The sequence below is a fragment of the Mesorhizobium sp. PAMC28654 genome, assembly GCF_020616515.1.
GTDB lineage: Bacteria > Pseudomonadota > Alphaproteobacteria > Rhizobiales > Rhizobiaceae > Mesorhizobium.
In genome coordinates this window covers 5,146,474-5,173,322 of sequence record NZ_CP085135.1, presented here as the reverse complement: position 1 = coordinate 5,173,322, position 26,849 = coordinate 5,146,474, and the positions used below count along the sequence as shown (strand labels likewise).

The 26,849-nt window shown below is 63.1% G+C and carries 23 protein-coding genes and 2 pseudogenes; 10 read left to right on the top strand and 15 right to left on the bottom strand.

The genetic code is table 11. The annotated features are described in order from the left end of the window. Positions 1 to 4 precede the first annotated feature (4 nt). The 8 genes and pseudogenes from LGH82_RS25455 to LGH82_RS25420 all read right to left on the bottom strand — a co-directional run bounded on the left by LGH82_RS25455 (position 5) and on the right by LGH82_RS25420 (position 9,870). The gene (locus LGH82_RS25455) at positions 5 to 796 is read right to left on the bottom strand and encodes an ABC transporter permease (RefSeq protein ID WP_227345369.1); all 792 of its coding nucleotides are present in this window, start codon (positions 794 to 796) and stop codon (positions 5 to 7) included. Beyond that, positions 793 to 1,782 carry an ABC transporter permease gene (locus LGH82_RS25450; protein WP_227345368.1) on the bottom strand — a complete coding sequence of 330 codons (990 nt, stop codon included), beginning with the start codon at positions 1,780 to 1,782 and terminating at the stop codon, positions 793 to 795. Before LGH82_RS25450 ends, LGH82_RS25455 begins: the two co-directional genes overlap by 4 nt. Before the next feature lie 69 nt (positions 1,783 to 1,851). Next, positions 1,852 to 2,958, bottom strand: coding sequence for an ABC transporter substrate-binding protein (locus LGH82_RS25445; protein WP_227345367.1), 1,107 nt, complete (start codon positions 2,956 to 2,958; stop codon positions 1,852 to 1,854). Between the two features lie 244 nt (positions 2,959 to 3,202). Then, positions 3,203 to 4,374: pseudogene (locus tag LGH82_RS25440) on the bottom strand (iron-containing alcohol dehydrogenase). 18 nt (positions 4,375 to 4,392) lie between these two features. Further along, on the bottom strand, positions 4,393 to 5,781 hold the full coding sequence (locus tag LGH82_RS25435; RefSeq protein ID WP_227345366.1) for an aldehyde dehydrogenase family protein: 1,389 nt from the start codon (positions 5,779 to 5,781) through the stop codon (positions 4,393 to 4,395). A 144-nt stretch (positions 5,782 to 5,925) separates the two neighbouring features. Continuing rightward, complete coding sequence (locus LGH82_RS25430; RefSeq protein WP_227345365.1) at positions 5,926 to 7,296, bottom strand: glutamine synthetase family protein; 1,371 nt, start codon at positions 7,294 to 7,296, stop codon at positions 5,926 to 5,928. A gap of 150 nt (positions 7,297 to 7,446) precedes the next feature. Beyond that, complete coding sequence (locus LGH82_RS25425; protein ID WP_227345364.1) at positions 7,447 to 9,033, bottom strand: amino acid permease; 1,587 nt, start codon at positions 9,031 to 9,033, stop codon at positions 7,447 to 7,449. 18 nt (positions 9,034 to 9,051) lie between these two features. Then, entirely contained in the window at positions 9,052 to 9,870 is an 819-nt protein-coding gene (locus LGH82_RS25420) for an N-formylglutamate amidohydrolase (protein ID WP_227345363.1), read from the bottom strand. 144 nt (positions 9,871 to 10,014) lie between these two features. On the opposite strand from LGH82_RS25420, the gene LGH82_RS25415 reads away from it, so the two are divergent. From LGH82_RS25415 to LGH82_RS25405, 3 genes are all read left to right on the top strand, one after another. Continuing rightward, positions 10,015 to 10,842: a MurR/RpiR family transcriptional regulator gene (locus LGH82_RS25415; RefSeq protein ID WP_227345362.1), complete on the top strand. Its 828-nt coding sequence runs from the start codon at positions 10,015 to 10,017 to the stop codon at positions 10,840 to 10,842. A 179-nt stretch (positions 10,843 to 11,021) separates the two neighbouring features. After that, positions 11,022 to 12,179, top strand: a complete 1,158-nt coding sequence (locus LGH82_RS25410) for an efflux RND transporter periplasmic adaptor subunit (protein ID WP_227345361.1) — start codon at positions 11,022 to 11,024, stop codon at positions 12,177 to 12,179. Beyond that, on the top strand, positions 12,176 to 15,307 hold the full coding sequence (locus LGH82_RS25405; RefSeq protein ID WP_227345360.1) for an efflux RND transporter permease subunit: 3,132 nt from the start codon (positions 12,176 to 12,178) through the stop codon (positions 15,305 to 15,307). Before LGH82_RS25410 ends, LGH82_RS25405 begins: the two co-directional genes overlap by 4 nt. A gap of 29 nt (positions 15,308 to 15,336) precedes the next feature. Here LGH82_RS25405 and LGH82_RS25400 read toward each other — a convergent pair whose 3' ends face one another. Genes LGH82_RS25400 through LGH82_RS25385 form a run of 4 tightly spaced genes read right to left on the bottom strand, consistent with a single transcriptional unit; the run spans position 15,337 to position 18,704 of the window. Beyond that, positions 15,337 to 15,747 carry a GtrA family protein gene (locus tag LGH82_RS25400; protein WP_227345359.1) on the bottom strand — a complete coding sequence of 137 codons (411 nt, stop codon included), beginning with the start codon at positions 15,745 to 15,747 and terminating at the stop codon, positions 15,337 to 15,339. Then, entirely contained in the window at positions 15,744 to 16,565 is an 822-nt protein-coding gene (locus tag LGH82_RS25395; RefSeq protein ID WP_227345358.1) for a ChbG/HpnK family deacetylase, read from the bottom strand. Before LGH82_RS25395 ends, LGH82_RS25400 begins: the two co-directional genes overlap by 4 nt. Further along, entirely contained in the window at positions 16,562 to 17,545 is a 984-nt protein-coding gene (locus tag LGH82_RS25390; protein ID WP_227345357.1) for a glycosyltransferase family 2 protein, read from the bottom strand. The genes LGH82_RS25395 and LGH82_RS25390 overlap by 4 nt, the downstream gene beginning before the upstream one ends. After that, positions 17,538 to 18,704, bottom strand: a complete 1,167-nt coding sequence (locus LGH82_RS25385; RefSeq protein WP_227345356.1) for a glycosyltransferase 87 family protein — start codon at positions 18,702 to 18,704, stop codon at positions 17,538 to 17,540. The genes LGH82_RS25390 and LGH82_RS25385 overlap by 8 nt, the downstream gene beginning before the upstream one ends. Here LGH82_RS25385 and LGH82_RS25380 point away from each other — a divergent pair. Continuing rightward, complete coding sequence (locus tag LGH82_RS25380; protein ID WP_227345355.1) at positions 18,703 to 18,909, top strand: hypothetical protein; 207 nt, start codon at positions 18,703 to 18,705, stop codon at positions 18,907 to 18,909. The genes LGH82_RS25385 and LGH82_RS25380 overlap by 2 nt on opposite strands. 24 nt (positions 18,910 to 18,933) lie before the next feature. Here LGH82_RS25380 and LGH82_RS25375 read toward each other — a convergent pair whose 3' ends face one another. Together LGH82_RS25375 and LGH82_RS25370 are read right to left on the bottom strand one after the other, a co-directional pair. Next, positions 18,934 to 19,971 (bottom strand): zinc-binding dehydrogenase, encoded by a 1,038-nt coding sequence (locus tag LGH82_RS25375; RefSeq protein WP_227345354.1) that lies wholly within the window; start codon positions 19,969 to 19,971, stop codon positions 18,934 to 18,936. A gap of 58 nt (positions 19,972 to 20,029) precedes the next feature. Then, positions 20,030 to 21,271, bottom strand: coding sequence for an acyl-CoA dehydrogenase family protein (locus LGH82_RS25370; RefSeq protein WP_227345353.1), 1,242 nt, complete (start codon positions 21,269 to 21,271; stop codon positions 20,030 to 20,032). A gap of 122 nt (positions 21,272 to 21,393) precedes the next feature. Between LGH82_RS25370 and LGH82_RS25365 the strand changes: the two genes are divergently transcribed. The 6 genes from LGH82_RS25365 (at position 21,394) to LGH82_RS25340 (ending at position 25,716) form a co-directional block, all read left to right on the top strand. Beyond that, positions 21,394 to 22,209 (top strand): SDR family oxidoreductase, encoded by an 816-nt coding sequence (locus LGH82_RS25365; RefSeq protein WP_227345352.1) that lies wholly within the window; start codon positions 21,394 to 21,396, stop codon positions 22,207 to 22,209. A gap of 43 nt (positions 22,210 to 22,252) precedes the next feature. Further along, positions 22,253 to 22,732, top strand: a complete 480-nt coding sequence (locus LGH82_RS25360; RefSeq protein WP_227345351.1) for a MaoC family dehydratase — start codon at positions 22,253 to 22,255, stop codon at positions 22,730 to 22,732. Further along, entirely contained in the window at positions 22,729 to 23,763 is a 1,035-nt protein-coding gene (locus tag LGH82_RS25355; RefSeq protein ID WP_227345350.1) for a phosphotransferase family protein, read from the top strand. Before LGH82_RS25360 ends, LGH82_RS25355 begins: the two co-directional genes overlap by 4 nt. Positions 23,764 to 23,775: 12 nt before the next feature. After that, positions 23,776 to 24,552, top strand: coding sequence for an SDR family NAD(P)-dependent oxidoreductase (locus LGH82_RS25350; protein WP_227345349.1), 777 nt, complete (start codon positions 23,776 to 23,778; stop codon positions 24,550 to 24,552). 93 nt (positions 24,553 to 24,645) lie between these two features. After that, positions 24,646 to 25,290, top strand: coding sequence for a TetR/AcrR family transcriptional regulator (locus LGH82_RS25345; RefSeq protein ID WP_227345348.1), 645 nt, complete (start codon positions 24,646 to 24,648; stop codon positions 25,288 to 25,290). 189 nt (positions 25,291 to 25,479) lie between these two features. Next, positions 25,480 to 25,716 (top strand): DUF680 domain-containing protein, encoded by a 237-nt coding sequence (locus LGH82_RS25340; RefSeq protein WP_227345347.1) that lies wholly within the window; start codon positions 25,480 to 25,482, stop codon positions 25,714 to 25,716. Between the two features lie 73 nt (positions 25,717 to 25,789). Here the strand turns inward: LGH82_RS25340 and LGH82_RS25335 are convergent. Continuing rightward, positions 25,790 to 26,840, bottom strand: a pseudogene (locus tag LGH82_RS25335) (Gfo/Idh/MocA family protein). Between the last annotated feature and the right edge of the window lie 9 nt (positions 26,841 to 26,849).

Below are 26,849 nucleotides of genomic sequence, written 5' to 3'. Positions count from 1 at the left end.
TCGATCAGTTTGGACGGTTCGCCGATTTCGGCGCGAATCGGGACAGCACCTGGATCAGCGACATGCAGCCCCAGGTGATGGCGAAGGCGATGATGGCAAGCGCCGCCGGCTCGTAGGCGCGGTTGGCACCGATGTTCTGCAGGTATGGCCCGAAAGCCGGCCGGTTGAGCAGGCTTGCCATGGTGAACTCGCCAATAACGATCGCGAAGGTCAGGAAGGCGCCTGAAAGCACCGCGATCAGCACGTTGGGCAGGATGACCCGGGTGACAATCGTCCCCCAGCCGGCGCCGAGGATCTGTGCTGCTTCCGTCAGCGTCCGCACATCGATGGTACGAAGCCCTGTGTCTACCGCGCGGTACATATAGGGCAGCGCCAATGTGGCATAGCCTATGACCAGCAAGGCATTGGTGCCCGTGTCGGTCGCCAAGAACGGCAGCGGCGAATTCGAGCCGTACATCCTGATGTAACCGAAGACGATGACAATGGCCGGAATGACCAGCGGCAGCAGCGTGATGAACTCGACGATCGGCCGCAATTGCGGCAAGCGAAGCCGTATCCAGTAGGCCGCGGGCACCACGATGAGCACACCCAGGATGATGGTGCAGATGGCGGCAAGCACCGAATAGCCGAACGTCGCCTGGAAGCGGGCGTCACCCAGCACGACCTTGTAGGCGTCCAGGGAATAGACACCGCGCCGCATGCGCATGGAGAACTCCACTGTCGCGATCAGCGGGATGAAGAAATAGGCCGCGCCAAGCGCGAAGACCAGCCAGGCCCAGAAGCGTCCGCCCCTCATTTCAGCCACCTCTCCGAACGGGTGCGGAACCAGATGTAGAAGACATTGGCGAGGCCGGTGATGACGATCATGCCGAAGGCGATCGCATAGCCAAGATGGGCGTTGTGCAGCACGTCGCCACGAATCTGGGCATAAAGCACGATGGGAATGATGTTGAGCGACGAACCGGTCAGCGCGTAGGCGGTGGCGATGGCGCCGAAGGCATTGGCGAACAAGAGTATCACGGTACCGAGGAAGCTCGGCCAGATCACCGGAATGACCACCATGCGCCAGTACTGGGACATGGTCGCACCCAGCGTCGCGGCAGCCTCGCCCCATTCCTTCTTCAACCCATCGATGGCCGGCACGATAATGACCACCATCAGGGGAATCTGGAAATAGACATAGGTCAACGTCAGACCCCAGAAGGACAGGATGTTGAAGCCGTGCGCATAGATGTTGAGGCCGAACACGGTATTCAGGATCACCGTCGCAAGGCCAAGCCGACCGAGCGTGGCGAGGAAAGCGAAGGCCAGCGGCACGCCGGCAAAATTCGAGGCAACGCCGGAGAACGTCAGGGTCGCCGACCGTATCCAGTCCGGCAGGCCGCCGCGCACGATGGCGATGGCGATCGCCAGGCCCGCAAAGGCGCCGATCAACGACGAAGCGAGGCTGATCTTGATCGAGATCCAGTAGGCGGCGAGAATGCTTGGCAGCCTGCAGTTGCCATCGACCCAGGAAATCCACGAGTCGTACTGGCACTGCATGTAGTTCGCCAAATTCGGCGGGTCGAAGATGCCCACAATGTTGTTGAAAGTGAATTCGCCGGCGTCGTTCTGGAATGCGCCCAGCATGAGATAGAGCGTGGGCAGGATCAGGAACATGATGGCGAAGATGAAGAACGGCGCAACGCCGAGCCACTGCGTCGGCAGCCTGAGGCTGCGCGCCTCGGCGGGGGGCGCGGTTTTCCCGGCAACAGCCTGATCGGAAAATGGGAGATCGGTCATGCGCCGGCTACCGTCTTGGAGAGAGAGACCGGGCGGCCTCGTAGCCGCCCGGCATGTGGTGTATGGAACTTACTTGACGTTTGCGCCGACGACGGCGTCCCAGTTCTTGGTGATGGCTTCCTTGGACTTGGCCTGTTCGTCGAGCGTGGGGAACACCGCCGAGGCATAGGATTCAGCCGGCGGCAGCTTGGCCAGCACGTCCGCCGGGATCTTGCCGTTCTTGGCGAGATCGTTGAAACGGATCGGGTGGCAATAGCCCTTCAGCCAGCCAATCTGGCCTTCGTCGGAGTAGAGGTATTCAAGCCAGAGCTTGGCAGCGTTCGGATGCGGCGCGTAGGCGCTGATCGCCTGCACGTAGACGCCGGCGACGACACCGGTCTTCGGCACGACGACGTCGACGGGCGGATTGCCCTTCAGCGTGTCGCGACCGGCGAGCGCGTTGTAGTCCCAGGTGATCAGGATCGGCGTCTGGCCCTGAGCCAGGGTGGCGGCCTTGCCGATGACCGGTACGAAATTGCCGGCGGCATTGAGCTTCTTGAAGAAGTCGAGGCCCGCGGTGCCGGCGGCTTCACCAGCGGCGGCGCCCGTCGACAGACCGGCGGCATAGACACCCTGGATAGCCTGGTTCGAGGCGCGCGGATCACCGGCCAGCGCGACGGTGTTGGCGAATTCCGGCTTCAACAGGTCGGCCCAGTCAGTCGGAGCTGTCTTGACGAGGTCCTTGTTCACCTGGAAGGAAAGCACGCCGTAATAATCGCCGGTCCAGTAGCCTTCCGCGTCCTTGGCGCTGTCAGGGATCGAGTCCCAGGTCGACACCTTGTAGGGCTGGACCAGGCCATCCTTCTTGGCGGACGGACCGAAGGACAGGCCGACGTCGATGACGTCGGGCGCCTGCGGACCCTTGTTGTCCTTGTTGGCCTTGATCGCCTCAATCTCGTCGCCGGAGCCGGCATCGGGGTTGAGCTCGTTGACGGTGATTTCCGGATACTTCGCCTTGAAGCCGGCGATGACGTCGCCGTAGCCGCACCAGTCATGCGGCAACGCGATGACAGTGAGTTGGCCTTCCGCCTTCGCGGCCTTGACGAGATCGTCCAGCGAAGCCGCGGACGAAATCACCGACGACACCATCAGGGTCGCGGCCGAAAGGGAAAGCACTTTCCCCGTAAATTTGAACATGTGTTCTCTCCGTTGAACTGACGCCGTTGGACGCCTGCGATGCGGTATCGCTTTCATGTGACAGCCAGATGAAAGCTTTGTGAAACCGTGTGCTCGCAGTACGAAAAAGTAAACTCTTTTTAACCGGCTGTAGCAATCGCCTCGCGATTCTTTTTCCGGCTAATTAGTCTCCGCCTTGCCCTTCATCCTCCCCCCTTGGTTTTTGAACCCTTTTCCAGATCAATTTTCCGTGCTGGAAAACCCCTCAGACCGTGCCGGCAATGGCGTTTTCGAGCAACGTCAAGGCCGCCTTCTTGGTCAGCTTGACCGGATTGCCGCCCGCCGTCGGGTCGACGACAGCCATGTCGGCGATCAGGCCCTTGCGCTTCTTGTCCATATCCAGCCCCTTGATGAGGCCCGGAAGCGCATGCGGCACCTTGAGTTCCTTGCGCAGTTTGATGATCGCCTTGGCGAAACCGTCGAAGCCGCCCTTGATGCCGCAATATGCGGCAAGCCGCGCGATGCGCACTTCGATGGCGTCGCGGTTGAAGGCCAGCACATAGGGCATGAACACGGCATTGGTCATGCCGTGATGGGTGTCGTAGAGCGCGCCGATCGGATGCGAGAGCGAATGGATGGCGCCAAGTCCCTTCTGGAATGCGGTGGCGCCCATCGCGGCGGCGCTCATCATATGGCGCGCGCGACGAGGTCCTTGCCGTTGGCAAAGGCTTTCGGCAGGTTCTCGAAGACGAGACGAACGCCTTCCACCGCGACGCCGTCGGCCATCGGATGATAACCCGGCGCGCAATAGGCCTCGAGGCAGTGGGCCAGCGCATCCATGCCGGTGCCGGCGGTGATGAAGCCGGGCATGCCGACCGACAGTTCCGGATCGGCGATCACGATGGCCGGCAGCAGCTTGGGGTGGAAGATGACCTTCTTGGTGTGGGTCTCCTCATTGGTGATGACGCCGGCGCGGCCGACTTCCGACCCAGTGCCGGCGGTGGTCGGCACGGCGATGATCGGCGCGATCACATCCGAATTGGCGCGGGTCCACCAGTCATCGACATCCTCGAAATCCCATACCGGCCGTGTCTGGCCGGCCTGGAAGGCGATCAGCTTGCCGAGGTCGAGCGCCGAGCCGCCGCCGAAGGCGATGACGCCGTCATGCTTGCCCTTCTTGAACACCGCGATGCCGGCGGTCAGGTTGGACTCGACCGGGTTCGGACGCACCTCGGAGAAGACACCGTAAGGAACCTTGGCGTCGTCGAGGATCTTCAGCGTCGAGGCGACGACCGGAAGTTTGGCCAGGCCCGGATCGGTGACGAAGAGCGGCCGCTTGATGCCGGTGGCTTCCAGCACCTCCGGCAGTTCCTTGATGCGCCCGGCGCCGAAGCGGACGGTGGTGGGGTAATTCCATTTGGAGATCAGCTTGGACATTTTTTGTCTTTCAAATAATCAGATGACTTCGCGCAGGTGGAACGACTTCGGCCTGGTCAGATTGTCATAGCCGATGGCTGACAGCCCCGCGCCCTTGCCGGTGTCCTTGACGCCTGTCCAGACCAGCGCCGGATCGAGATAGTCGCAGCGGTTCATGAACACGGTGCCGGTTTCGACACGGTCGCCGATGGCCACCGCATGCTCGGTGTCGCGTGTCCAGATAGAGGCCGTCAGCCCGTAGGGGCTGTCGTTCATCAGGGCGATCGCCTCCTCGTCGTTGCGCACCTTCATGATACCGACGATAGGGCCGAAACTTTCCTCGCGCATGACGCTCATCTGATGGTTGACCTCGGTCAGCACTTCCGGTGCAAGGTAGGGCGAGCCGGCCTTGTCCTGGGCCACCTTCATGTTGACGTGCGCCACCGCACCCTTGCGCAGCGCCTCGGCCTTCTGCTCGCGGATCAGGTCGGCAAAGCGTGCCTGCGCCATCGGCCCCATCGTGGTGGCCTGCTCCAGCGGATTGCCGACGACATAGTTCTTCGTCTCGGCGATGAAGCCTTCGACGAACTGGTCGTAGACCTTCTCGTGGACATAGACGCGCTCGATGCCGCAGCAGCATTGGCCGGAATTGAAGAAGGCGCCATCGACCAGGTTGGCGACGGCATGATCCAGCTTGGCATCGGGCAGCACATAGGCCGGGTCCTTGCCGCCGAGTTCGAGGCCAAGCGACATGAAGGTGCCGGCCGCTGCCCTCTCGATGGCACGGCCGCCGGCGACCGAGCCGGTGAAGTTGACATGGTCGATCTTGCCCGAGCCAAGCAGCTTTTCGGTCTGGGCATGGTTGAGAACAATATTCTGGAACACGCCCTTGGGCAGGCCGACCTTGTCGAAGGCCTGCTGAAAACGCTCGCCGACCAGCAGCGTCTGCGCGGCGTGTTTCAGGATGACGGCATTGCCGGCCATCAGCGCCGGCACGATGGTGTTAACGGCGGTCAGATAGGGGTAGTTCCAAGGCGCGATGACCATGACCACGCCGAGCGGGGCCTTCTTCACGTAACGGCGGAACCCATCCTTGGGATTGGAAGCCGGCACCGGCCGCAACGCAGCTTCGGCGATCTCGACCATGTAATTGGTGCGTTCCTTGACGCCACCGAACTCGCCGCCATAACGCACCGGACGCCCCATCTGCCAGGCGATTTCCGGCACGATCTCATCGGTCATCGCGACCAGCGCTTCCAGCATGGCAAGCATGTACTTGCCGCGCTCGACGATCGGCGTCTGCGCCCATTTCTCCTGCGCCGCCTTGGCGCGCTCTACCGCGGCATTGATCGCCTGGTCCGTGGCGACAGGCCGCTCTGCATAGATCGAGCCGTCGATGGGGGTAATGAGTTTGACCGTTTCGGTCATCGTTTAAGTCCTCGCACTTCTCTAACAATCGAAAATCACATGGCTTGGCGCCGCCCCTCACCCTTACCCTCTCCCCGTGAAGAACGGAGAAAAGGTCCGGCAGGCGGATGAGGGGCAGCGCCGACGTCGCAAGCTAGTCTAATTCTAGTACCGCTCGAACCCTCTGTGCAGTTCCCAATCCGTAATCCGGCGGTCGTATTCGAACTGTTCCCACTTGGCGGTGTGGACATAGTGCTCGAGCACGTCTTCGCCCAGCGCCTGCTTCAGCATCTTCGACTTCGCCAATGTCTCGGTCGCGTCGCGCAGCGTCTTCGGGATTTCCGGCAAACGAGATGCCTGATAGGCATCGCCGACGAAAGGTTTCTGCAGTTCGAGCTTCTCGTCGATCCCGGCAAGGCCGGCGGCGATCAGCGCGGCAAAGGCGAGATAGGGGTTGAGGTCGGCGCCGCCGATGCGGCACTCCATGCGGATGCCCTTGGTGCCCTCGCCGCACAGCCGGAAGCCGGCGGTGCGGTTGTCCTCGCTCCACATGATCTTGGTCGGCGCGAACGTGCCAGCCTGGAAGCGCTTGTAGGAGTTGATGTAGGGCGCCAGGAACCAGGTGAATTCCTTGGCATACTTCAATTGCCCGGCCGCCCATTGCTGGCCAAGCGTCGACAGCGTCCAGTCGGCCTTCTTGTCGAAGAACAAAGGCGTCTTGCCATCAGCGCTCCACAGCGAGTTGTGGATGTGGCTGGAATTGCCGGCGAGCCCATAATTGTATTTGGACATGAAGGAGATTGCCTTGCCTTCGGACTCGGCGATTTCCTTGGCGCCGTTCTTCAGGATGACGTGGCGATCGGCCATGTCGAGCGCCTCGGCGTAGCGCACATTGATCTCTTCCTGGCCCGGACCCCATTCGCCCTTGGAGTTCTCGATCGGAATGCCAGCCGCTTCCATCTCGTTGCGAAGCCGGCGCATGACGCCTTCTTCCTTGGTGGTGATGCCGATCTGGTAGTCGCCGATATAGGGCGATGCCGTATCGAGACCTTGCCAGTGCTTCTTGCGGGCGGAATCGTAGGTTTCGCTGAACAGGTAGAATTCGAGCTCGGAGGCGAAATAGCCGATATAGCCACGCTCCGTCAGCCGCTTGACCTGCTTCTTGAGGATGGCGCGCGGAGAATGCGGCAGGTCGTCATGCGTGTGATGGTCGAGCACGTCGCAGATCACCAGCGCCGTCTTTTCCAGCCACGGAATGCGCCGAAGCGTCGACAGGTCCGGCTTCATGACGAAGTCGCCATAGCCCTTCGACCAGCTCGCCGCCTTGTAGCCAGGCACCGGTTCCATATCGATGTCGGCGGCCAGCAGATAGTTGCAGCCATGCGTCTCGTCATGCGCGGAATCGACGAAGTATTGCGCCAAGAACCGCTTTCCCGCCAGCCGGCCCTGCATGTCGACGATGCATGCCAGCACCGTGTCGACCTCACCTGCCTGAACCGCCTTCTTCAACTGATCGAACGAGAAATTTCCTGCCATTCTTTTCACACTCCGGCTTGCCGTTTCGGCTTGTCGCTTTGAAAGGCCCATCACCTTGAAGGGGCCCATGACTGAAGGGACTTATCACTTTGAAAGATGCGGAAAACCATGGCCAGCAAGACGCTGGCCATGGCCCAGAATATAGTGGCCTCAATGGCCGGCGGTTTCACCGACGGCCTGTTCCGCCGCCTTGATCGCCGCCTGACGCGCCGCGATGATGTCGCCCAGCGGCGGGCCCTGGAAGCGTCGCTTTTCGAAGCCGAACCAGACGACCGCCGTCAGGACGAAGAAGCCGACGGTGATGTACAGCGCCCAGTCGTTCGGCGGCTGTACACCGATGATGAAGATCAGGATCATCGACACGATCGACAGGAAGGCAAACAGCATGAACACGCCGCGCCCCATGTTCCATGGCCCCATCTTGTCCCACTTCGGCGTTCCCCAAGCCAGCATGCCCAATACGATCGGCACGGTGAAGGAGAGGAACAGGAAGATGACGGTGCAGGAGACGACGATGGTGTAGGCCGAGGTGCCCGCGACGGAAACCAGCGTCGAACCCCAGACGAACAGCACAGACAAGATGGCCGCCGTCCAGATCGCCGCCACCGGGGTACGATAGGTCGGGCTGACCTTGGCCAGCATGGTCGAACCAGGCAAGCCGCCGTCACGCGAGAAGGCGAAGATCATGCGCGAAGCCGAGGTGACCGTGGCGAGGCCGCACAGCAGCTGCGACACGAACACGACGAGATAGACGAACTCCTTGAGGCCGGACGGCACGCGTTGGTCGAAGGCCCAGAAGAACACGTTCCAGCCCTGCTTGGCGGCGTCGTCCATGTTGGGGATCATCAGCACGAAAGCGGCCAGGAACAGATAGCCGAACAGTGCCGACCAGACGACCGACATCACCATCGCCCTCGGCACCGACGACGCCGCCTTGATGGTTTCCTCGGACGTGTGCGCGGAGGCGTCGTAGCCGGTGATCGTATAGATCGGCAGCAACAGGCCGAGCGCGAACACCCACCAGTTTGAAACCGCCGGCCACACGGGATCGCCCGTCAGCGAGCCATCCCCGGCCACCGTGGGCTGCCCGGAATAATTGTGGAACGTGAACAGCCGGCTGAAATCCCAGTGCTCGGCAAAGATCAGGCAGACCACCGCGATCAGGATGGCGCCGAAGAAGATCAGATATCCGGAGAAGTCGGTCAACTTCGCCGTCAACTTGATGCCGAGATGGTTGATCAATGCCTGGGCGCCGGTGATGACGACCAGGAAGATCATCTGGTTGGTCAGCGAGCCGTCAATGTGGAGCGCCGGTCCGAAGGCGCCGATGAAGAACGTCCAGGTGCCGACATTGATGGCGCCAAGCACGGTGATGAGGCCGAGCAAATTGAGCCAGGCCGTCACCCAGCCGGTGCCACGATTGCCGAGGATGGAGCCCCAGTGATAGAGGCCGCCCGCGGTCGGGTAGGCCGAGCTGATCTGCGACATGGCGACCGCGAAGGTCAGCGAGACGAAACAGCCGACCAACCAGCCGATGCCGATGCCGATGCCGCCGGCGCCCGACGTGCCCTGCGCCAGCGAATTGATGCCGCCCGACAGGATGCAGATGATCGAGAACGAAACCGCGAAGTTCGAAAAGCGGCTGAGCCGCCGCTCCAGTTCCTGGGCATAGCCCATACTATGGAGGGCCTTTACGTCCTCCGCCTTGTCAACGTCCGTATAGGTCGGTCCTGGCATTGTAATTCCCCTCTTGTTCTAACTGGCCGATTGAGCTGACTTTCCGACTGCGCCTGGTCTTGAGCCTTTGGCCTCCTCTGGCTCCAGATCAGAAAAAATGCCCGTGAGCAGATCCGCCCATCTCCGCTGCCCGGCTTCGCCGGAGATCTCGTCGTTGCGGATTTCGATCATCGCGCAGGGCAGGCCGCGCGAGCGCGCATGCCGTTCCAGCGTGAAATAGACGCGGTCGGCCGGCGAATAGGGTTCGTTGACGCCGACAGTGACGCCGGCGAGCCGCCTCAGCGCGGCAACGAGCGGTGAGGCCAGCCGACGATCCTCGTCATGGATGATGCCGATGTGCCAGGGCCGATTGCTGCCCTTGTAGACAGGCGTGAAGGAATGGACTGAGACCAGCCGCGTCTCTTGCCCGCGCGCCAGCCGCGCATCGACAATGTGCTCGATGGCGTCATGGAAGGGCTGCCACGACAGCGCGACGCGAGCGGCGCGTTGCTTGGCCGACAGCCCGCCATTTCCGGGAATGGCCGTTGTCTCGCTGACCGGCGGCACCAGGTCCGGCGCGTCGAGCGGACGATTGCAGTCGATGATCAACCGCGAAATGCAGGTCTCCACCAGCGTCGCGTCGAGCGCCTGCGCCATGCGGCGGGCAACCGGCAGCGCGCCCGGGTCCCAGGCGATGTGGCGGGAAAGGTCCTCGGCGGCAAGGCCGAGTGTTCCGAATTCGGCAGGCATGAAGTTGGAGGCGTGATCGCAGGTCAGGACGAATGGGCTTGATCCGCCCGGGTTCGTCACCCTTACGGAATTTGACGATGCAGGGCTGGCGGGCCGTGCTTTCTCCATTGTCGGCAGTCCCCGGGGAGCGCTGTATCGTATGTTACGTATTTTGCCTCATTGCGTCCCTATGGATGATTTCATACACTTTGCCGGGTTTTGTCAAATGCGATTTCGGGAAACCGGCAACAGCCGGGCCAAGGGTGGGGAAAAATGATTTCCAGCATTGCCGAACTGATTGCCGAGCGCATGGTGACCATGCCTGCCGGCGAGCGGCGCGCCGCGCAGACGCTTATCGCCAACTATCCTCTGATCGGCCTGAAGACAGTCGCCGAATTCTCGGCCGCCGCCGGCGTATCCTCGCCAACGATCCTGCGGTTTGTCTCCCGGCTCGGCTTCCAGAACTATCCGGAGTTCCAGTCGACCTTGCAGGACGAACTGGCGGCGCAGTTGCAATCGCCGGCATCAAGGACGCTCAACCCACCCTCGCCCGGCAGCAGTGCGGTATCGCCAATGCTGGAGGCAACGCTCGAAAACATGCGCGAGACGTTCCGACACCTGTCCGACAAGCAGCTTGCCGACATCGTGGCCAGGCTCGCCGACCGGCGCGGCAAGACGTTCCTGGTCGGCGGCCGCTTCACCGATCCGCTGGCGCGCTACATGGCCGCTCACCTCGCCATCATCCAGCCCAACGTCTTTCATCTGGCCGGACAGGAAAGCATCTGGCGCGACAGGCTGATCGACATGGGCAAGCGTGACGTGCTGGTGATCTTCGACATCAGGCGTTACCAGGATAGCCTCGTCCGGTTCGCCGAGAAGGCGCATCAGCGCGGTGTGCAGATCGTGCTGTTCACCGACCAATGGCTGTCACCCATCGCCCGCTTCGCCCGCCACGTCATCGCCGGACGTACGGCCGTTCCGTCCGCCTGGGATTCTTCGGCGGCTCTCTTCGTGGTTGCCGAAGCATTGATCGGCGCCGTTACGCGGCAGCTTGAACCCGACGGCACCAAGCGCATCCGCGAGATGGAAAGCCTGCGCTGACGGATGTCACCGGCCGCGGGCGAAAGCCCAACGTTACACAGATTTAATGTGCACTGGCTCAGTAGAGTTGTCATATAGGTTTGGCATCGATGTTGCTTCGCGCATATCGCGTTGCGTGGATGCGTCTGCTAGATTTCTAAAAAGCGGTGGACGAAGGGATTTTGTCAACCGGAGTGCCAATGGCGACCTGGAAGCAGTTACTTTTAGCACTTGTGGTGATCGTTGCGGCAGCCACTGCCTGGCTTCGGTTCTTTCCCGGTGCGCCGGATATTCTGGCGCGCTGGGGGTTAGACTGGACATATGCGGCGACGACGCCTTCCAGCACCGGCTCTCTCGCAAGCCAGAACGGCGGCCGCAACGGCGCCAGCCGCCAGGTGAATGTGGTGGTCCTGCCCGCCACCACGGCCACCATCAACGATCGCCTGCAGGCAATCGGCACCGGCCGCGCCAATGCCTCCGTCACCGTCAACCCCTACAGCTCGGGCCGCCTGACCGAGGTGCTCGTGCAATCCGGCGCGCATGTCGACAAGGGCCAGTTGATCGCCACCCTCGACTCTGAGACCGAGATCATCGCTCAGGACCGTGCCAAGCTTGCCTTGCAGGACGCGCAGGAGAAGCTGACCCGGGTGAAGTCGCTGCGCGCATCCAACGCCGCGACACCGGTTGCGGTGGCCGACGCTGAGGTGACCCTGTCGAACGCCAGGCTGGCGCTTCGCGACGCCGAACTGGCCCTGGAACGCCGTTCGATCCTGGCGCCGATCGCCGGCACTGTCGGTATCCTGCCGATCTCGGCCGGCAACTATGTCACCAGCCAGTCGGCGATCGCGACGCTCGACGACCGTTCCAGCATATTGGTCGATTTCCTGGTGCCGGAGCGTTTTGCCGCTGCTGTAACGGTTGGCGCGCAACTGACGGCGACGCCGATCGCCAATCCCGGCAACGCTTACAACGGCACGGTTTCGGCCATCGACAACCACATCGACGAGAACAGCCGCACGCTTCTGGTCAAGGCGACCATCGCCAATCCGGCCGATTCCCTGCGGGCCGGCATGTCGTTCAGCATCGCCATGAAATTCCCCGGTCAAAACTTCCCCGCTGTCAGCCCGCTCGCCATACTCTGGGGGTCCGACGGCGCCTATGTCTGGACGATCGAGAACGGCAAGGCCAAGCGGGTTGCCGTGCGTATCATCCAGCGCAACACTGAAACGGTGTTGATCGACGCACCGATCACCGGCGGTGACCTGGTGATTACCGAGGGCACCCAGAGTGTCACTGAAGGCGGCGATGTGCGCATCGCCGGGCAAGTACAGCCCGCCAACGGCGCTGAAGGCTCATGAGCGGGAGCGTCAACGCCAGCGGCGACAGCAGCTTCACGGCCCTGTTCATCCGCAGGCCAGTGATGGCCCTTGTGCTGAATGTCCTGATCGCCGTCGCCGGGCTCGCCGCCTTCTATGGCGTAGAGGTCCGCGAACTGCCGGATGTTGACCGCTCCGTCGTCACCGTTTCGACCACCTTCACCGGTGCCGCGGCCGAAACCGTCGACCGCGAACTCACCAAGACGATAGAAGGCGCCGTCGCTCGCGTCTCCGGCGTCAAGTCGATCTCGTCATCTTCGTCCTTTGGCTCGAGCCGCGTCACCATCGAGTTCAACGACGGCGTCGATCTCAACGTCGCCGCCTCCGACGTGCGCGACGCGGTCGGCCGCATTGCCAACCAGATTCCCGAGACGGCCGATCCACCGCGCATCGTCAAGGCCGACGCCAACTCCGATCCGGTGATGCGGCTGGCTGTGACGTCGGACAACATGTCGATCCAGGACATGACCGTCATCGTCCAGGACCAGATCGAGGATGAGCTGGCCGCAGTGCCCGGCGTCGCCGACGTCCAGGTCTATGGCGACCGCGACAAGATCTTCCGCATCGACGTCGACCAGAACAAGCTGGCGAGCCTTGGCTTCACCGTCGCCGACCTGCGAGCGGCCCTTGCCTCGGTTGCGTTCGATGCCCCGGCCGGCTCGATCACCACGACCAACCAGGACCTCATCGTGCGCACGACGGCAGACGTCACCACGCCGGCGGAGTTCGAGAACATCATCATCGGCGGCACGACGCGCATCCGCGATGTCGCAACCGTCACGCTCGGCCCCGATATAGGCCAGACCACGCTGCGTTCGGACGGCAAGACCGGCATCGGCATCGGCATCATCCGCCAGGCGGAATCGAACACGCTGGACATCTCGACCGGTGTCCAGGCCGCCGTCGCCAAGCTGCAGGCTAACCTGCCGGAGGGCATGTCGATCAAGGTCACCAGCGACGACGCGGTCTTCGTCAACGGCGCGGTGCATGAGGTCGAGATCGCGCTGGCACTCTCCGTCTCCATCGTGCTGATCGTCATCTATCTCTTTCTTCTCGACTGGCGCGCGACGCTCATTCCGGGATTGTCGATGCCAGTCGCCATGATCGGCACCATCGCCGCGATCTATCTTGCCGGCTTCTCGATCAACATCCTGACGCTGCTCGCCCTTGTGCTCGCCACCGGGCTTGTCGTCGATGACGCCATCGTCGTGCTGGAAAACATCGTGCGGCGCCGCAACCAGGGCATGGGTCCCCGCGCGGCCGCCGTGCTCGGCACGCAGGAAGTGTTCTTCGCCGTCATCGCCACAACGCTGACATTGGTTGCCGTCTTCGTGCCGATCTCGTTCCTGCCAGGCCAGACCGGTGGCCTGTTCCGCGAATTCGGCTTCGTGCTCGCCATGTCGGTGCTTCTGTCCGGCGTGGTCGCGCTGACGCTTTGCCCGATGCTCGCCTCGCGCATGCTGACAACCGCATCGCTCCATCCTGAAAGCGGCAATGGCATCGGTTCGCGCATCGGCGGGGCGCTGAATGCCTTTTACAGCCGCAGCCTGCGCCTCTGCCTGGGCGCGCCATGGATCGTGGTCCTGGTCGCCGTGCTGTTTGCCGGCACCGCCTTCACCCTGTTCGGCACCATCCGCCAGGAACTGACGCCGACCGAGGACCGCGCGGCCGTGCTCCTGCGCATCAACGCGCCGCAAGGCGTGAGCCTCGACTACACGACGCAACAGATGCAGAAGATCGAGAAACTGATCCAGCCGCTGCGCGATTCCGGCGAGATCGTCTCCACCTTCGAGAGCGCCGGCCAGAACGGCTCCTACAACACCGGCTTCATGGTGATGACGCTGGCGCCCTGGAATGAGCGCGGCCGCGGCCAGCAGGAGATCATGGCCGAGATCAGCCAGTTGACCGCGCAGGTGCCGAGCTTGCGCGTCTTCCCGGTACAACCCAACAGCCTTGGCATCCGCGGCGCCGGCAACGGCCTACAATTCGCGCTGGTCGGCAACGACCGCAAGGCGCTCGGCGACGCGGCGGTGAAGATCATCGCAGAGATGCAGAAGGATCCGCGATTCCAGTCGCCGCGCCTGAGCGTCGACCCGACGCAGCCGCAGCTTGCCGTTGCCATCGATCGCGAGCGCGCCTCGGATCTCGGCATCGACATCACCGGGCTCGCCAACACCATGCAGGCCATGCTCGACGGCAACGATGTCGTCGACGTCTACATCGCCGACCGCAGCTACGGCGTGAAGGTGGTTTCGACCACCAACCCGATCAACGATCCGACCGATCTGGAAAACATCTTCCTGAAGACGTCGGACGGCCGCTTCGTGCCGATGTCGACCATCGCCACCCTGACCGAGCGCGCCGTGCCGCCGTCGCTGACCCGCGAACAGCAGCAGCCGTCGGTGGCCGTCACCTCCAACCTCAGCGGTGATTTCGGCCTCGGTGCGGCGCTGACGCGCGCCCAGGAGATCGCCGCGCCGCTGCTGCCGCCAGGCAGCCGATTGCTGCCGCTGGCCGAGGCAGCGACCCTGGGCGAGAGCAACAGTGCCATGGTGACCATCTTCGGGTTCGCGCTGGTCATCATCCTGCTTGTGCTTGCCGCCCAGTTCGAGAGCTTCATCAGTGCCGTCATCATCATGGCGACGGTGCCGCTGGGGCTTGCCTGCGCCATCTTCGCGCTGCTGCTCTCGGGCACCAGCCTCAACGCCTATAGCCAGATAGGCCTGGTGCTTCTGGTTGGCGTCATGGCCAAGAACGGCATACTCATCGTCGAATTCGCCAACCAGCTGCGCGACAGAGGCCTTGGCGTGCGCGAAGCCATCGAACAAGCCTCGATCATCCGCCTGCGGCCGGTGATGATGACGATGATCTGCACGGTGCTCGGCGGCGTGCCGCTGGTTCTGGCCGCAGGCGCCGGCGCCGAGGCGCGCGTCGCGCTCGGCTGGGTGATCGTCGGCGGGCTGGGACTGGCCACCATCTCGACGCTGTTCCTGACGCCGGTCGCCTATCTGCTGCTTGGCCGCTTCGTCACGCCGAAGGCCGAGGAGGACGCACGCCTGAAGCGCGAACTCGAGGAAGCCGCCTACGTTGATGTGGATCCGGCGCGGTAAGGCCCAGGAAAGCGTGTCCGTCCGGAATCCTATTTCAGCAGGCGACCTTCGATCGACCAGCGCGCGGCAAGGAAATTCAGCACCGCTCCCAGGATGACGCCGGCGATCTTGGCCGGCCAGACGCCAACGATGCCGGCGAGAAACGCGATGGACAGGCTGGAAACGCCGAGCGAAATGAGCGCGCCCAGCGAGACGAAGCGCAAGAAGGCGCTGTGCAGGGAAATGGCGGGATCGCGTTCGAACGACCAGAAGCCGTTCGCCACGAAGGAGAAGGCAACGGCTACGATCCAGGCGCCCAGATTGGCACCGAGAGGCGGGGCCTTCAGCCAGAGCAGCAGCGAGAAGCTGGCCAGGTCGATGACCGTATTGACGACGCCGACCATCGCGAAGCGGATGATCTTGTCGCCGGTCGTACGACCCGGCTGGTCCGCGCCGCTCATCCCTGGCCACCCATGACGACGGCGCCGGCGCGCTCCAGGCTTGCGCCGAAATCGTCGGAGGCAAGATAGGCGAACTCGACCTCGCGCGCGCTCTGCATCGGATCGCGCCCGCGCAGCGTTTCGTCGACATGGCCGGGATGACACATGAACAGCCCGTTCTCCGGCAACGTCTCGATGGCTGACCGGAGCACGGAAGCGAAGCCGTCGGGCTGCCGCCAGTCATAGAGCCCGGTCAACGGCCGCATGACAGTGAAGCCCGCGCGCTCCATCGACCGGTCGAAGCCGGCGGCGAGAGCTCCGACAGCGGTGATTTTCAACGCGGTAGCGATAGAGCCGGGCCATGACGGCGACCCGCGCAGCGCCGGCATGCCTGCTTCCTTGGCGAAACGCTTGCGCAGCCATCGCCTGACGACGGGCAGGAAATGCACATGCTGGTGGCCGTCGATGAAATCGGGCTCGCGTCCCAGCGCCTCGACGAAGCGGCCTCGCTGGGCATCGAGTTCGGCATGCACATCACCATCGTCGATACGGCCGCGGCGAACCGGCAGGGCCAGCGAAACGAGCGGTGGAAGCCGGCCTTCCGGCGCCAGGCTCGATAGTCCGGTGACGGCGGCCTGATCGGTCAAGGTCAGATGCAACCCGATGGCGGCACGCCCGGCAAGAGGCTTTATGCGCACCGCCTCGTCATGCCATTCAGGAAAGCCAGTCATGCAGCTGGTGCCGGTCAGGCGCCCGAGCTCGAGCAGTTCGAGGATCGCGGCGGAGACACCGGACGCCAGGCCGTAATCGTCGGCGATCAGGCGAAGGCGTCGCGTCATCTGTCGGCGGTGCCCGGCTTCCCTCTACCGAACTCGCCACTGACGACGTCGCGCACGATGTAGATGGGCCGATCCTTGCTTTCGCTCAGCGTCACCCAGACATATTCGCCGATCAGACCAAGAAGGGCGAGGTTGAAGCCGCCGAGAAACACCACCGCCACCAGAAGGCTGGGATAGCCGGGCACGGCGATGCCGTAGAACACGACCTCGAAGAATACCTTGGCGCCATACAGCGCGCCGGCCAACGCGGCGATGAGCCCGCAGAGGCTGATGAGGCGCAGCGGAATGACGGAAAAGGAAGTGAAGCCTTCCAATGAAAAAGCGAGCAGGTTGAGCCGGCTCCATTTCGACGTACCGCTGGCACGATCCTCCGGTGAATAGGGCACCGCTTTCTGGCGGAAGCCGGCCCAGGCAAAGAGGCCCTTGTTGAAGCGCCTCTTGTCGCGCAGGCTGGCGACCGCGCGCGCGACGGCGCCACGCATGACGCGAAAGTCGCCGGCGTTCTCAGGAATGTCGAAGCGTTGGCTGCTGTTGATCAGGCTGTAGAAGAGCCGTGCCAACTGGCTGCGCCGCCAGCTGGCCTCGCGCCTGTCGTTCTGCGCATAGACCACGTCGAGTTCCGGATCCTCGACCAGTTCCGAAATCATCGTGAGGCTGATCTCCATCGAATGCTGGAGATCAGCATCCATGATCAGCACCATGTCGCCGCGCGAACGGTCGAGACCGGCAAGAACGGCGACCTCCTTGCCGAAATTGCGGCTGAGACGCACGATCTCCCAGGATCCGGAAAGCGTCCGCGAAAATCGCTCGACACCATCATCCTGGCTGCCGTCGTCGACCAGGATCTTGTGCATGGCCATGCCGAACCGCTGCGACACCACGGCCTCCAGCTGATCGAGCAGGGCTACAAAGGCCGCAGCCGACTGAGCCTCGTTGAGAAACGGCGCGATGATATCGAGAGTAGGCCTCAGTTCAGCCATGTGCCACGGATCCGGCATCGTGGACCTTCACCCGCGCCCTGGCCCAGAACCACCAGATCAAAGTGCAAGATATGAACGACACGACGATCGGCCTGAGCCACGGACTGAGGAACTCATGAATGGGACGGAATATGCCGGTCATCCCGCTCAGGACGAGCAATGCCATCAGCACCAGGCGCAGGGCGCCGCCCTGCTCCTGGCGCCATAGCAAGGCAATGGCGACGCCACTGGGAATCGCGATCATGGCGTAGGTATTGGGCTCGACGCGGGGATTGAACACACACATGTAAAATGCGCCCACAACGAATATGGCGAGCACGGCCGTTCCTCGCTCCATCCTTCGGTCGTACCAGAGAACGGCCGAGAGGGCCATCAGCGCGGCGATGACGCGCACGATCGTGGCCTCACGTTCAGGGAGGGGATACCCGAACGACGCGAAGACAGACGTGAAGTCGGCGGGTTCAAACGGGCCGGTCCTGTCGACAGCCATCGCCGTCAGCATCTGGAAGAAGTCGTGATACTGGTCGTTGACATAGCCAACGGGCGCAAAGGCATAGGGTATGATGAGCACCACCAGCAGCGCCAGCACGATCACCGGTATCAGCCGGGGGCGCAGTGCCGCCACCAGCAGCACCATGACGATAGCCGTCGGCTTGGCAATGATTGCAACCGACGTCCACAGAAAAGTCTCCGCGCGACGGCCCTCGAGCGCCGACAAGGTGAGAAGCCAGCAGGCGCCAGTCAGCAGTATCGTGGCCTGGCCATTGCGGATCGCGCCGAGCGCCATGGGCAGTGACATGACAAGGCCGAAGGAAAGCAGCCAGGTCAGGTCATGGCCGCCCAGCTTTCGGACCTGCCGAACGACGGCAAGGGTTATCACGCCAAAGCAGATCGTGCGCCAAACCAGGTCGCCGAAATGGTGCCCAAGCATCAGAAGCGGCGAATAGAGCGCGGCGAAGGCAGGCGCGTAAAGGTAGCCCATCGCGAGATGGACATGATAGAGCGGCTGCTGGGCCACAAAGGCTTCGGAGCCATTCCTGTAGACGAACACCACCGAACGATGATCGAGCGACATTTGCGCCAGCGTGACCGTGACGAGAAACGCCACGATCCATAGCAATAGTCCCAAACGGTCGAAGACCGGCTTGGAAATCGTCATGACAACACCCCAGATCCTGCTCAAGGCCGTCCCAACAACAGCCCAGGCATTCAGTGCCGGCGGCATATCATGGACAAAGCAGCGCGGCATAGGGGCTATGATCGGCGCAGAACGTCCATTTCAAGGCGCCGCGACGCACGAATACGGGCATTTTATCCATTTTGCGCGTCGGATCACACCTTTGTGTTCGATCATTTCCGGCTGATCGATCGCTCGCGCCGATCCATTCCTAAGGTCGAATGAACACCTTGCCGTTGGGCTTGGCCAGTTCCGCCGGTACCCGCGCCATCGACTCGGCGAGCGGTAAGACGGCCGTCACATCGGTCGCCCAGCGCCCGTCGGAAAAGCGCTTCTGCGCCTCCAGGATCGCCAGACCACGCCGATCCCCGGATTGCCGCATCCATTCGCTCAGCCAGAAACCCTCGATGTGCTTGTGCTGGAAGATCAGCTGGCCGGGCTCGCGGATGATCGTGGCGTCGGTGTCGAGCCGGCCGTAGATGATCCAGCGCGAACGCTTCGGCATGGCATCGAAGATGGCCGAGGCCAGCGGCCCGGTGACCGCATCGAGGAAGATGCGCGGCTGCTCGGCCTTCATCACTTCGCGCAGAGCCGCCTTGAAGTCATCAGCTTTCTCGTTGAGGACATGCGCGGCGCCAAGCTCTTTCAGCAATCCGATCTGGTCGTCACGGCGCACGGTGACGATCGGTCGGAGCCCCGCTTCCTTGGCCAGGCCGATGATCAGCTTGCAGAGCTGACTGGCACCGGCGGTCATGACGAAAGCCTTTTCGCCCTCCTGCTTGACGATGTCGAACATGGCGAGCGCCGTGAGCGGGTTGACGATCATCGCGGCGCCGTCCTCGTCACGGACCGTGTCGAGGAGCGGGATGCAAGCGGCGGCCTCGGCGACGGCGTACTCCGCCCAGGAGCCCCAATTGGTGAGGCCGGTGGCAAAGGCGACGCGCTTGCCGGCGAGGCTCTTGGCGTAGGGATCGTCACCGGTGGCAACAACGGTGCCTAGGCCCTCGAAGCCGGCCGGCTGGCCCTTGGCGCGCGGCTGGCCGTACTGGCCCTTGATGAAGGCGACATCGGACGGATTGATCGAGGCTAGGCTGACCTTGATCAGCACCTGCGTCGATCCGGGCGTCGGCACCGCGATGCTGCCCAGCCCGAGATAGGGCTCCATGGCCTCCAGAACGCCGCCGCTCGGCATCTTGGTGTAACCGTCGCCGACAAGCAGCAGTGCCTTCATTTCGGAGGGGATGGTCATCGGAGAACTCCTTCTTTGCCGGCAGGGGAGATCGCAACAGACCTGGATTGCCGGGCGTTCAGACCTTTTCCTGCGTGTATTTCTTTAGCTCCGTCCGCGCCACCTGCCGACGGTGTACGGCGTCCGGTCCGTCGGCAAGGCGCAATGTCCTCAGATGCGTCCATGAGCGAGCCAGCGGCGTGTCCTGACTGATGCCTTGCGCGCCGAACATCTGCACCGCCTCGTCGGTGACCTTGAGCGCGACGCGAGGGGCGACGACCTTGATCTGGCTGATCCAGGGCGCGGCGGCGCGCGCATCGCCCTGGTCGATCATCCACGCCGCCTTGAGGCAGAGCAGCCGGGCCATCTCGATCTCCATGCGGCATTCGGCGATGATGTCGAAATTGGCGCCGAGTTTTGCCAGGGGCTGGCCGAAGGCCTGGCGGCGCACGGAGCGTTGGCACAGCATCTCCAGCGCCATCTCGGCCTGGCCGATCGCGCGCATGCAGTGATGAATGCGGCCTGGACCGAGCCGCCCTTGCGCGATCTCAAAACCCCTGCCCTCGCCGAGGATCAGGTTCGATGCCGGCACGACAACATTGTCGAAGCGAAGATGCATGTGGCCATGCGGCGCGTCATCGTCGCCATAGACCTGCATCGCCCGGAGCTTGGTCACGCCTTTTGTATCTGATGGCACCAGGATCATCGAATGGCGGCGGTGCAGCGGCTCCTCATCGCCACCGGTACGGACCATGACGATATAGATGGCGCAGCGTGGGTCGCCGGCGCCGGACGCCCACCATTTCTCGCCATTGAGCACATAGTCGTCGCCCTGCCGCTCGCAACGCATCGAAATGTTGGTGGCGTCGGACGAAGCGACGTCCGGCTCGGTCATCAGATAGGCCGAACGAATCCGCCCCTCGAGCAGCGGCTCCAGCCACGCCTTCTTGTGCTCGGCCGAACCATAGCGTTCCAGCACCTCCATGTTACCGGTGTCGGGAGCCGAGCAGTTGAAGGTCTCCGCACCGAGATGAGCCTTGCCCATCTCCTCTGCCAGATAGGCATACTCGACGGTGGACAGCCCATAGCCGCGATCCGAGCCGGTCAGCCAGAAATTCCACAGGCCGCGCTCCCTGGCCGCCTGCTTGAGCCCCTCGAGAATCTCGCTCTGGCGCGCCGTATAGGCCCAGCGGTCGCCACCCTTGCCGACCTCGGCCAGGAATTCCTTGTCCAGCGGCATGATCTCGTCGCGCACCATGGCCGCGACGCGTTGATGGATCGGCTTCAGCCGCTCGGTCATGCCGAGATTCATCTCCGTCATCGGTCGCTAACCCTTTCACGCAAGCCCGGCATTTTATCCGTGGCAAGGATGATGGTACTTCGGGTAGCCTTGTCAACGCGAGCCCTTCAGCCGTCAGCGAAGGAACGCGCAGAGGAATTGCGATGAGCTATCTGGACGAGCTGTTTTCCGTGACCGGCAAGACCGCCTTGGTGACGGGAGCAGCGACCGGCATCGGCCGCATGGCGGCCACCGCGCTGGTCAGGGCCGGCGCCACCGTCATGATCGCCTCGCGCAAGGGCGACGACTGCGTCAAGGTCGCCGGCGAGTTGAACGATCTTGGCGCCTCCGGCCGGGCCGAAGGCTTCGCCGGCGACGTTTCCAGCGAGGGTGGCATCGCCGCACTCGTCGCCGAGGTCAAGGCGAGGACCGACAGGCTAAACATCTTGGTCAACAATGCCGGCGTTTCATGGGGCGCGCCGCTGGAGAGCTTTCCCTATTCGGCCTGGGCCAAGGTGTTCGGCGTCAATGTCACCGCAATCTTCCATCTGACCCGTGAATTGCTGCCGCTGCTCGATGCCGCCGCCAGCGACGCCGATCCGGCGCGGGTGATCAATCTTGGTTCGGTGATGGGCACGCAGCCGCTGGCCGACGACGCCTATTCCTATACCGCCTCGAAAGCGGCGGTTCATCATCTGACGCGCACGCTGGCGCTCGAGTTCGCCGCCCGCCGCATCACGGTCAACGCCTTCGCTCCCGGCCCCTTCCAGAGCCGCATGACGGCGTTTGCCACCGGCACGGAAGAACAGGCCAGACATGTCGGGAGCCATGTTCCGATCGGCCGCATCGGCGTAGCGGATGACATTGCCGGCGCAACCCTCTATTTGTGCAGCCGTGCCGGCAGCTATGTTACCGGCGCCATACTGCCGATCGACGGCGGACAGTCGGTGCAGCATGGGCTGACGCTGTTCAAGGAATGACATGACCGGCCGCAGAGCCGGTGTGTGAAGTGGAGGGCTCGCCGTGGAACCGATCAGTATCGATGTGCTTCTGGCCAGTGTGGGCAAGGAAGTCGGCATCTCGCCGTGGCGCGTGGTCACGCAGCGCATGATCGACCAGTTCGCCGACGCCACCGACGATCACCAGTTCATCCACTGCGACCCGGAGCGCGCCAAGCGCGAGACGCCGTTCGGCGGCACCATCGCGCACGGCTTCCTGTCGCTGTCGCTTTTGTCGGCGATGACCTTCGAGACCATGCCGCCGCTCGAAAACGGCAAGATGGGGGTCAATCATGGTTTTGACACGCTGCGCTTCCTGGCGCCGGTGAAGACCGGCGCGCGCATCCGCACCCATTTCGTGCTGGCCGACGTCAAGGTCAGGCCGTCGGGCTGGGTGCAGACGGCGCATGACGTGACGATCGAGATCGAGGGCTCGAAGAAGCCGGCGCTGACCGCGCGCTGGCTGACGCTGACCCTGCTCGAGCGTCAGCCTGAGACGGCATGAGCGATCCGAACGCTCTCGACCAGAAAGCGCTCGCCCCCTACCTCGAGGCGGAAATCCCCGGTTTTTCCGGACTTGCCGCGATCGAAAAATTCAAATCCGGGCAATCGAACCCAACCTATCTCCTGACCGCGCGAAGCGGCCGCTATGTGCTGCGCGCCAAGCCGCCGGGACCGTTGCTGAAATCGGCGCACCAGGTCGATCGTGAATTCACCGTGATGAAGGCGCTTGCCGGCACCGCCGTGCCAGTGCCCGACATGCTGCACCTCTCGGCCGAGGATTCGCCGATCGGCCGAATGTTCTACGTCATGGGCTTCATCGACGGCCGCATCTTCTGGGATCCGGCGCTGCCGGAAGCGTCGGGCAATGAGGACCGCGCGGCAATCCATGACGCCATGAACGCAACCCTCGCCGCCCTGCACGATGTCGATGTCGAGGCGGTGGGGCTCGGCGATTTCGGCCGGCCGGGCAATTATTTCGAGCGGCAGCTGGCGCGCTGGACCAGCCAGTACCGCGCCTCGGAGACCGGCGCCATCGCCGACATGGACCGGCTGATTGCCTGGCTGGAAACACATATGCCTGCCGACGATGGCCGCGTCTCGCTGGTGCACGGCGACTACCGGCTGGACAATCTGATCTTCGCGCCCGATCGGCCAAAGGTGGTGGCGGTGCTCGACTGGGAACTGTCCACGCTCGGCCACCCCTTCGCCGACATCGCCTATCAATGCATGCAATGGCGTTTGCCGCACGCCTCGGGCTTTCGCGGCCTGGGCGGCATCGATCGCGCCGCGCTCGGCCTGCCCTCGGAGGAGGACTATGTCGCCGCCTATTGCCGGCGGCGCGGGCTGGATGGCATCGGCAACTGGACGTTCTTCCTGGCCTTTTCCTTCTTCCGGCTGGCCGCGATCTGCCAGGGTGTCTACAAACGCGCGCTGGACGGCAACGCCTCCAATCCGGAAAAGGCCAGGACCTATGGCGAGGCGGTAAAGCTGCTTTCGCATCTTGCCGTAAAACTGATCGACAAGCACACGTGATGGGGAGACGTGATGGGGCGCTTTGAGGGAGCGACGGTGCTGATCACGGGTGCCGCCGGCGGATTAGGAAACGGTGCGGCCAAAGGCTTTGCCGCGGAAGGCGCGCGGCTGGTTCTCTCCGACATGAACGAGGCTGCGCTCGAAAGCCTTGCCGCGACGCTTGGCCCGCAAACAGCGATCCTGGCCGGCGATATCTCGGACGAGAAACTATCCGAGGATCTGGTTGAGCTGGCAGTGAAAAAATTCGGACGCCTGGATGTCGCCATCAACAATGCCGGCATCGTCCAGAGCTTCGTGCGGCTGCCGCAAGTGGCGTCGGACGAGGCCCGCCGCGTGCTGGAGATCGACTTGCTCGGCGTCTTCTATGCGATGAAGCATCAGATCCCGCGGATGGAACGACAGTTCAAGGCAACCGGCAAAGGCGGCGCCATCGTCAACATCGCTTCGGTTGCCGGGCTGGTCGGTGCACCTAAGCTCTCGGTCTACGCCGCCGCCAAGCACGGCGTCGTCGGGCTGACGAAATCGGCGGCGGCCGAATACGCCACAAAGGGCGTTCGCGTGAACGCCATCTGCCCGGCCCACACTCGAACGGCGATGGTGGCCGGGTTCGTCCGCATGTCCGGCGCGCCGGAGGCCGATGCGCTTGCCGAATTGACGCGCGGCGTGCCTATGAAGCGCGTCGGCGAAGTCGACGAGATCGTCACCGCCATCCTCTTCGCCGCCGATCCCGCCAATTCCTTCATGACCGGTCATGCGCTGGCCGTGGACGGTGGCGTCGGCGCGGTCTGAACATATCGTTGGGGGAACCAACCACGCCCTTGTCCGTTTTCGTACAGCGTATATAATTTAGCCAGGCATCAACCAACCAAAGGCAGGCAGGCAGTGCCGCTGAGCGTCCAGAAGCGCCGCGAAAAACACAAGGCTGAACTGCGCGGCGAGCTTGTCGAGGCCGCGCACAAGCTCGTCCAGGAAGAAGGCTACGAAGGCCTGACCATCCGCAAGCTGGCCAAGCGCGTCGGCTACGCGCCGATGTCGGTCTATTCCTACTTCGCCGACAAGCAGGACATCCTCTTCGCGCTGGCCGAGGACGCGTTCGAGACGCTGGCCCGGCGTATCGAGGAGCATCCGTCCGACGATCCTATCGAGGCATTGCAGGCGGTCATGACGGAATATGCCGCCTTCGGGCTCGGCAATCCCAACGAATACCGCACCGTCTTCATGACCGAAAAGACCAGGCCGCCGGAAGGCAAGACCTTCGCCGAGATGGAAGAAGGCAACCCGGCGATGAAAGTGCTGATCAGCCGGGTCGAGGCCTGCGTCGCCGCCGGCAAGCTCAAGGGCGATCCGCGCGCCATCGCCACCATGCTGTGGGCAGTGGGCCACGGCACGATCTCCTTGCTGATCACATTCCCCTTCTATCCGTTCGGCGATCCACAGGCTTTCGTGAAGCGGATGTGCGACTCCACCCTGGCTTCGCTAAGCATGCAGGACGTGCCGCCGCTGACCGAGACCCCGGTCAACTGCTGACCGTCGCCTCCTTCCTTCCCGAATTTCCCCATCACCCATTCCCCGCCGAAAACGGGGCGAATTTTGTGGTTAACAAAAATCTAACGTACGTGTACGATTTCCCCTTGAACTTCGCGATCGGCAGGCGTATTTGTACGGCGTATCGTACATGTACGAATAAAAATTGACCGTCGAAAACGGAGACCGACAATGAAAAAGACAATCCTCACCCTCGCCGCCGTGCTGGCACTTTCGGGCTCGGCGTTTGCCGCCAGCGCTACCCAGCCGGTCAAGCAGGCGCCGGCCGCGACCTGCGTCGACGCCAGGACCCATGTGAAGCTTGATTGCAGCGCGACGGGGTCGATCGAAAAGACGACCAGCTCGACCCAAAGCAAGGGCCCACGGGTTGGCATCGACATCAACCCCTGGATCGTCCCGAGCTTCTGAAGCAATTCCAGGACAAGTGTGAAACGGTTTTCCGTCCGGAATTGCGTCAAGACAAAGAGTCTGCAAAAGAACTTCAGGCGATCGCCAGCGGTCGCCTGGCAGTTGAACTTTCGAACGCCGCGTCGATCAGTTTCTGCATGTCGGCCGCACGTCGGAAGGACGGATCGCCGTTGCGGCCGGCGTCGAGAGCCTCGGCAAAACGCCGGGCGTTGCGCTTCACGACCGGCAAGGACAGCGTTCGCCAGCGCTGCTGGTCGATATCCTTGCCCAAGCAAACCGACAGGTGCGAAACCTTGCCGTCGGTTTCCACCTTGATCGCGCCCTTGGTGCCGTGCATGGCCAGCGACAGCTCGTTGGTGTTGCCGGTCATGTAGCGGCTCGCAACGATCGTGGCGAGCGCACCCGATGTCATCCGCGCCGTGATCGCCGCGCTGTCATTGGCATCCAGCACATAGTCGCCGATCCGGTCTCCCTCGGCCTTCGGAAAGGTCACCAGATCGGCATGCAGGCTGACGATATCGTCGGCCGCGCCGTAGGTGGCGAAGTCCAGGATATGGATGCCGACATCGCCGAGAACGCCTGTCGAGCCATGCCGGCTCGACAGGCGCCACAGCCATTTGTCCTCCACCAGCCAGTCACCCCACGACTTGCTGACCAGCCAGCTCTGCCGGTAGCTCGCCTCGACATGGCGCAATTCGCCGATCTCGCCGGCCTGCACCATGCGTCGCGCTTCCTGGATCGCCGGTGAATTGCGGTAGGTCAGGTTGACCATGTTGACGACCCCGGCCGCCTCGGCGGCCTCCGTCATCGCCAGCGCATCCGCATGGTTCGGCGCCAGCGGCTTTTTCGCAGAAGACATGTTTTCCGGCGGCAAGCAGCGCCAGCGTCGTCGCCTTGTGCGCGCCATCCGGCGTGGCGTTGATGGCGGCGTCGAACTGACCCCAGGCGATCGCCGCTTCCAGGCTCTCGAAAAAGTCACCGATCTTGTTGGCGGCAGCGAAAGCTTCCGCCCGGCCCGGCACCTGGTCGACACAGGCGACGATCGTGCAGCCTTCGATCTTGGCGAATTCCTCGACATGATGCCCGGCGATGCCGCCGGTGCCGAGCAAAAGCAGACGGTGCATCAGCCCAAA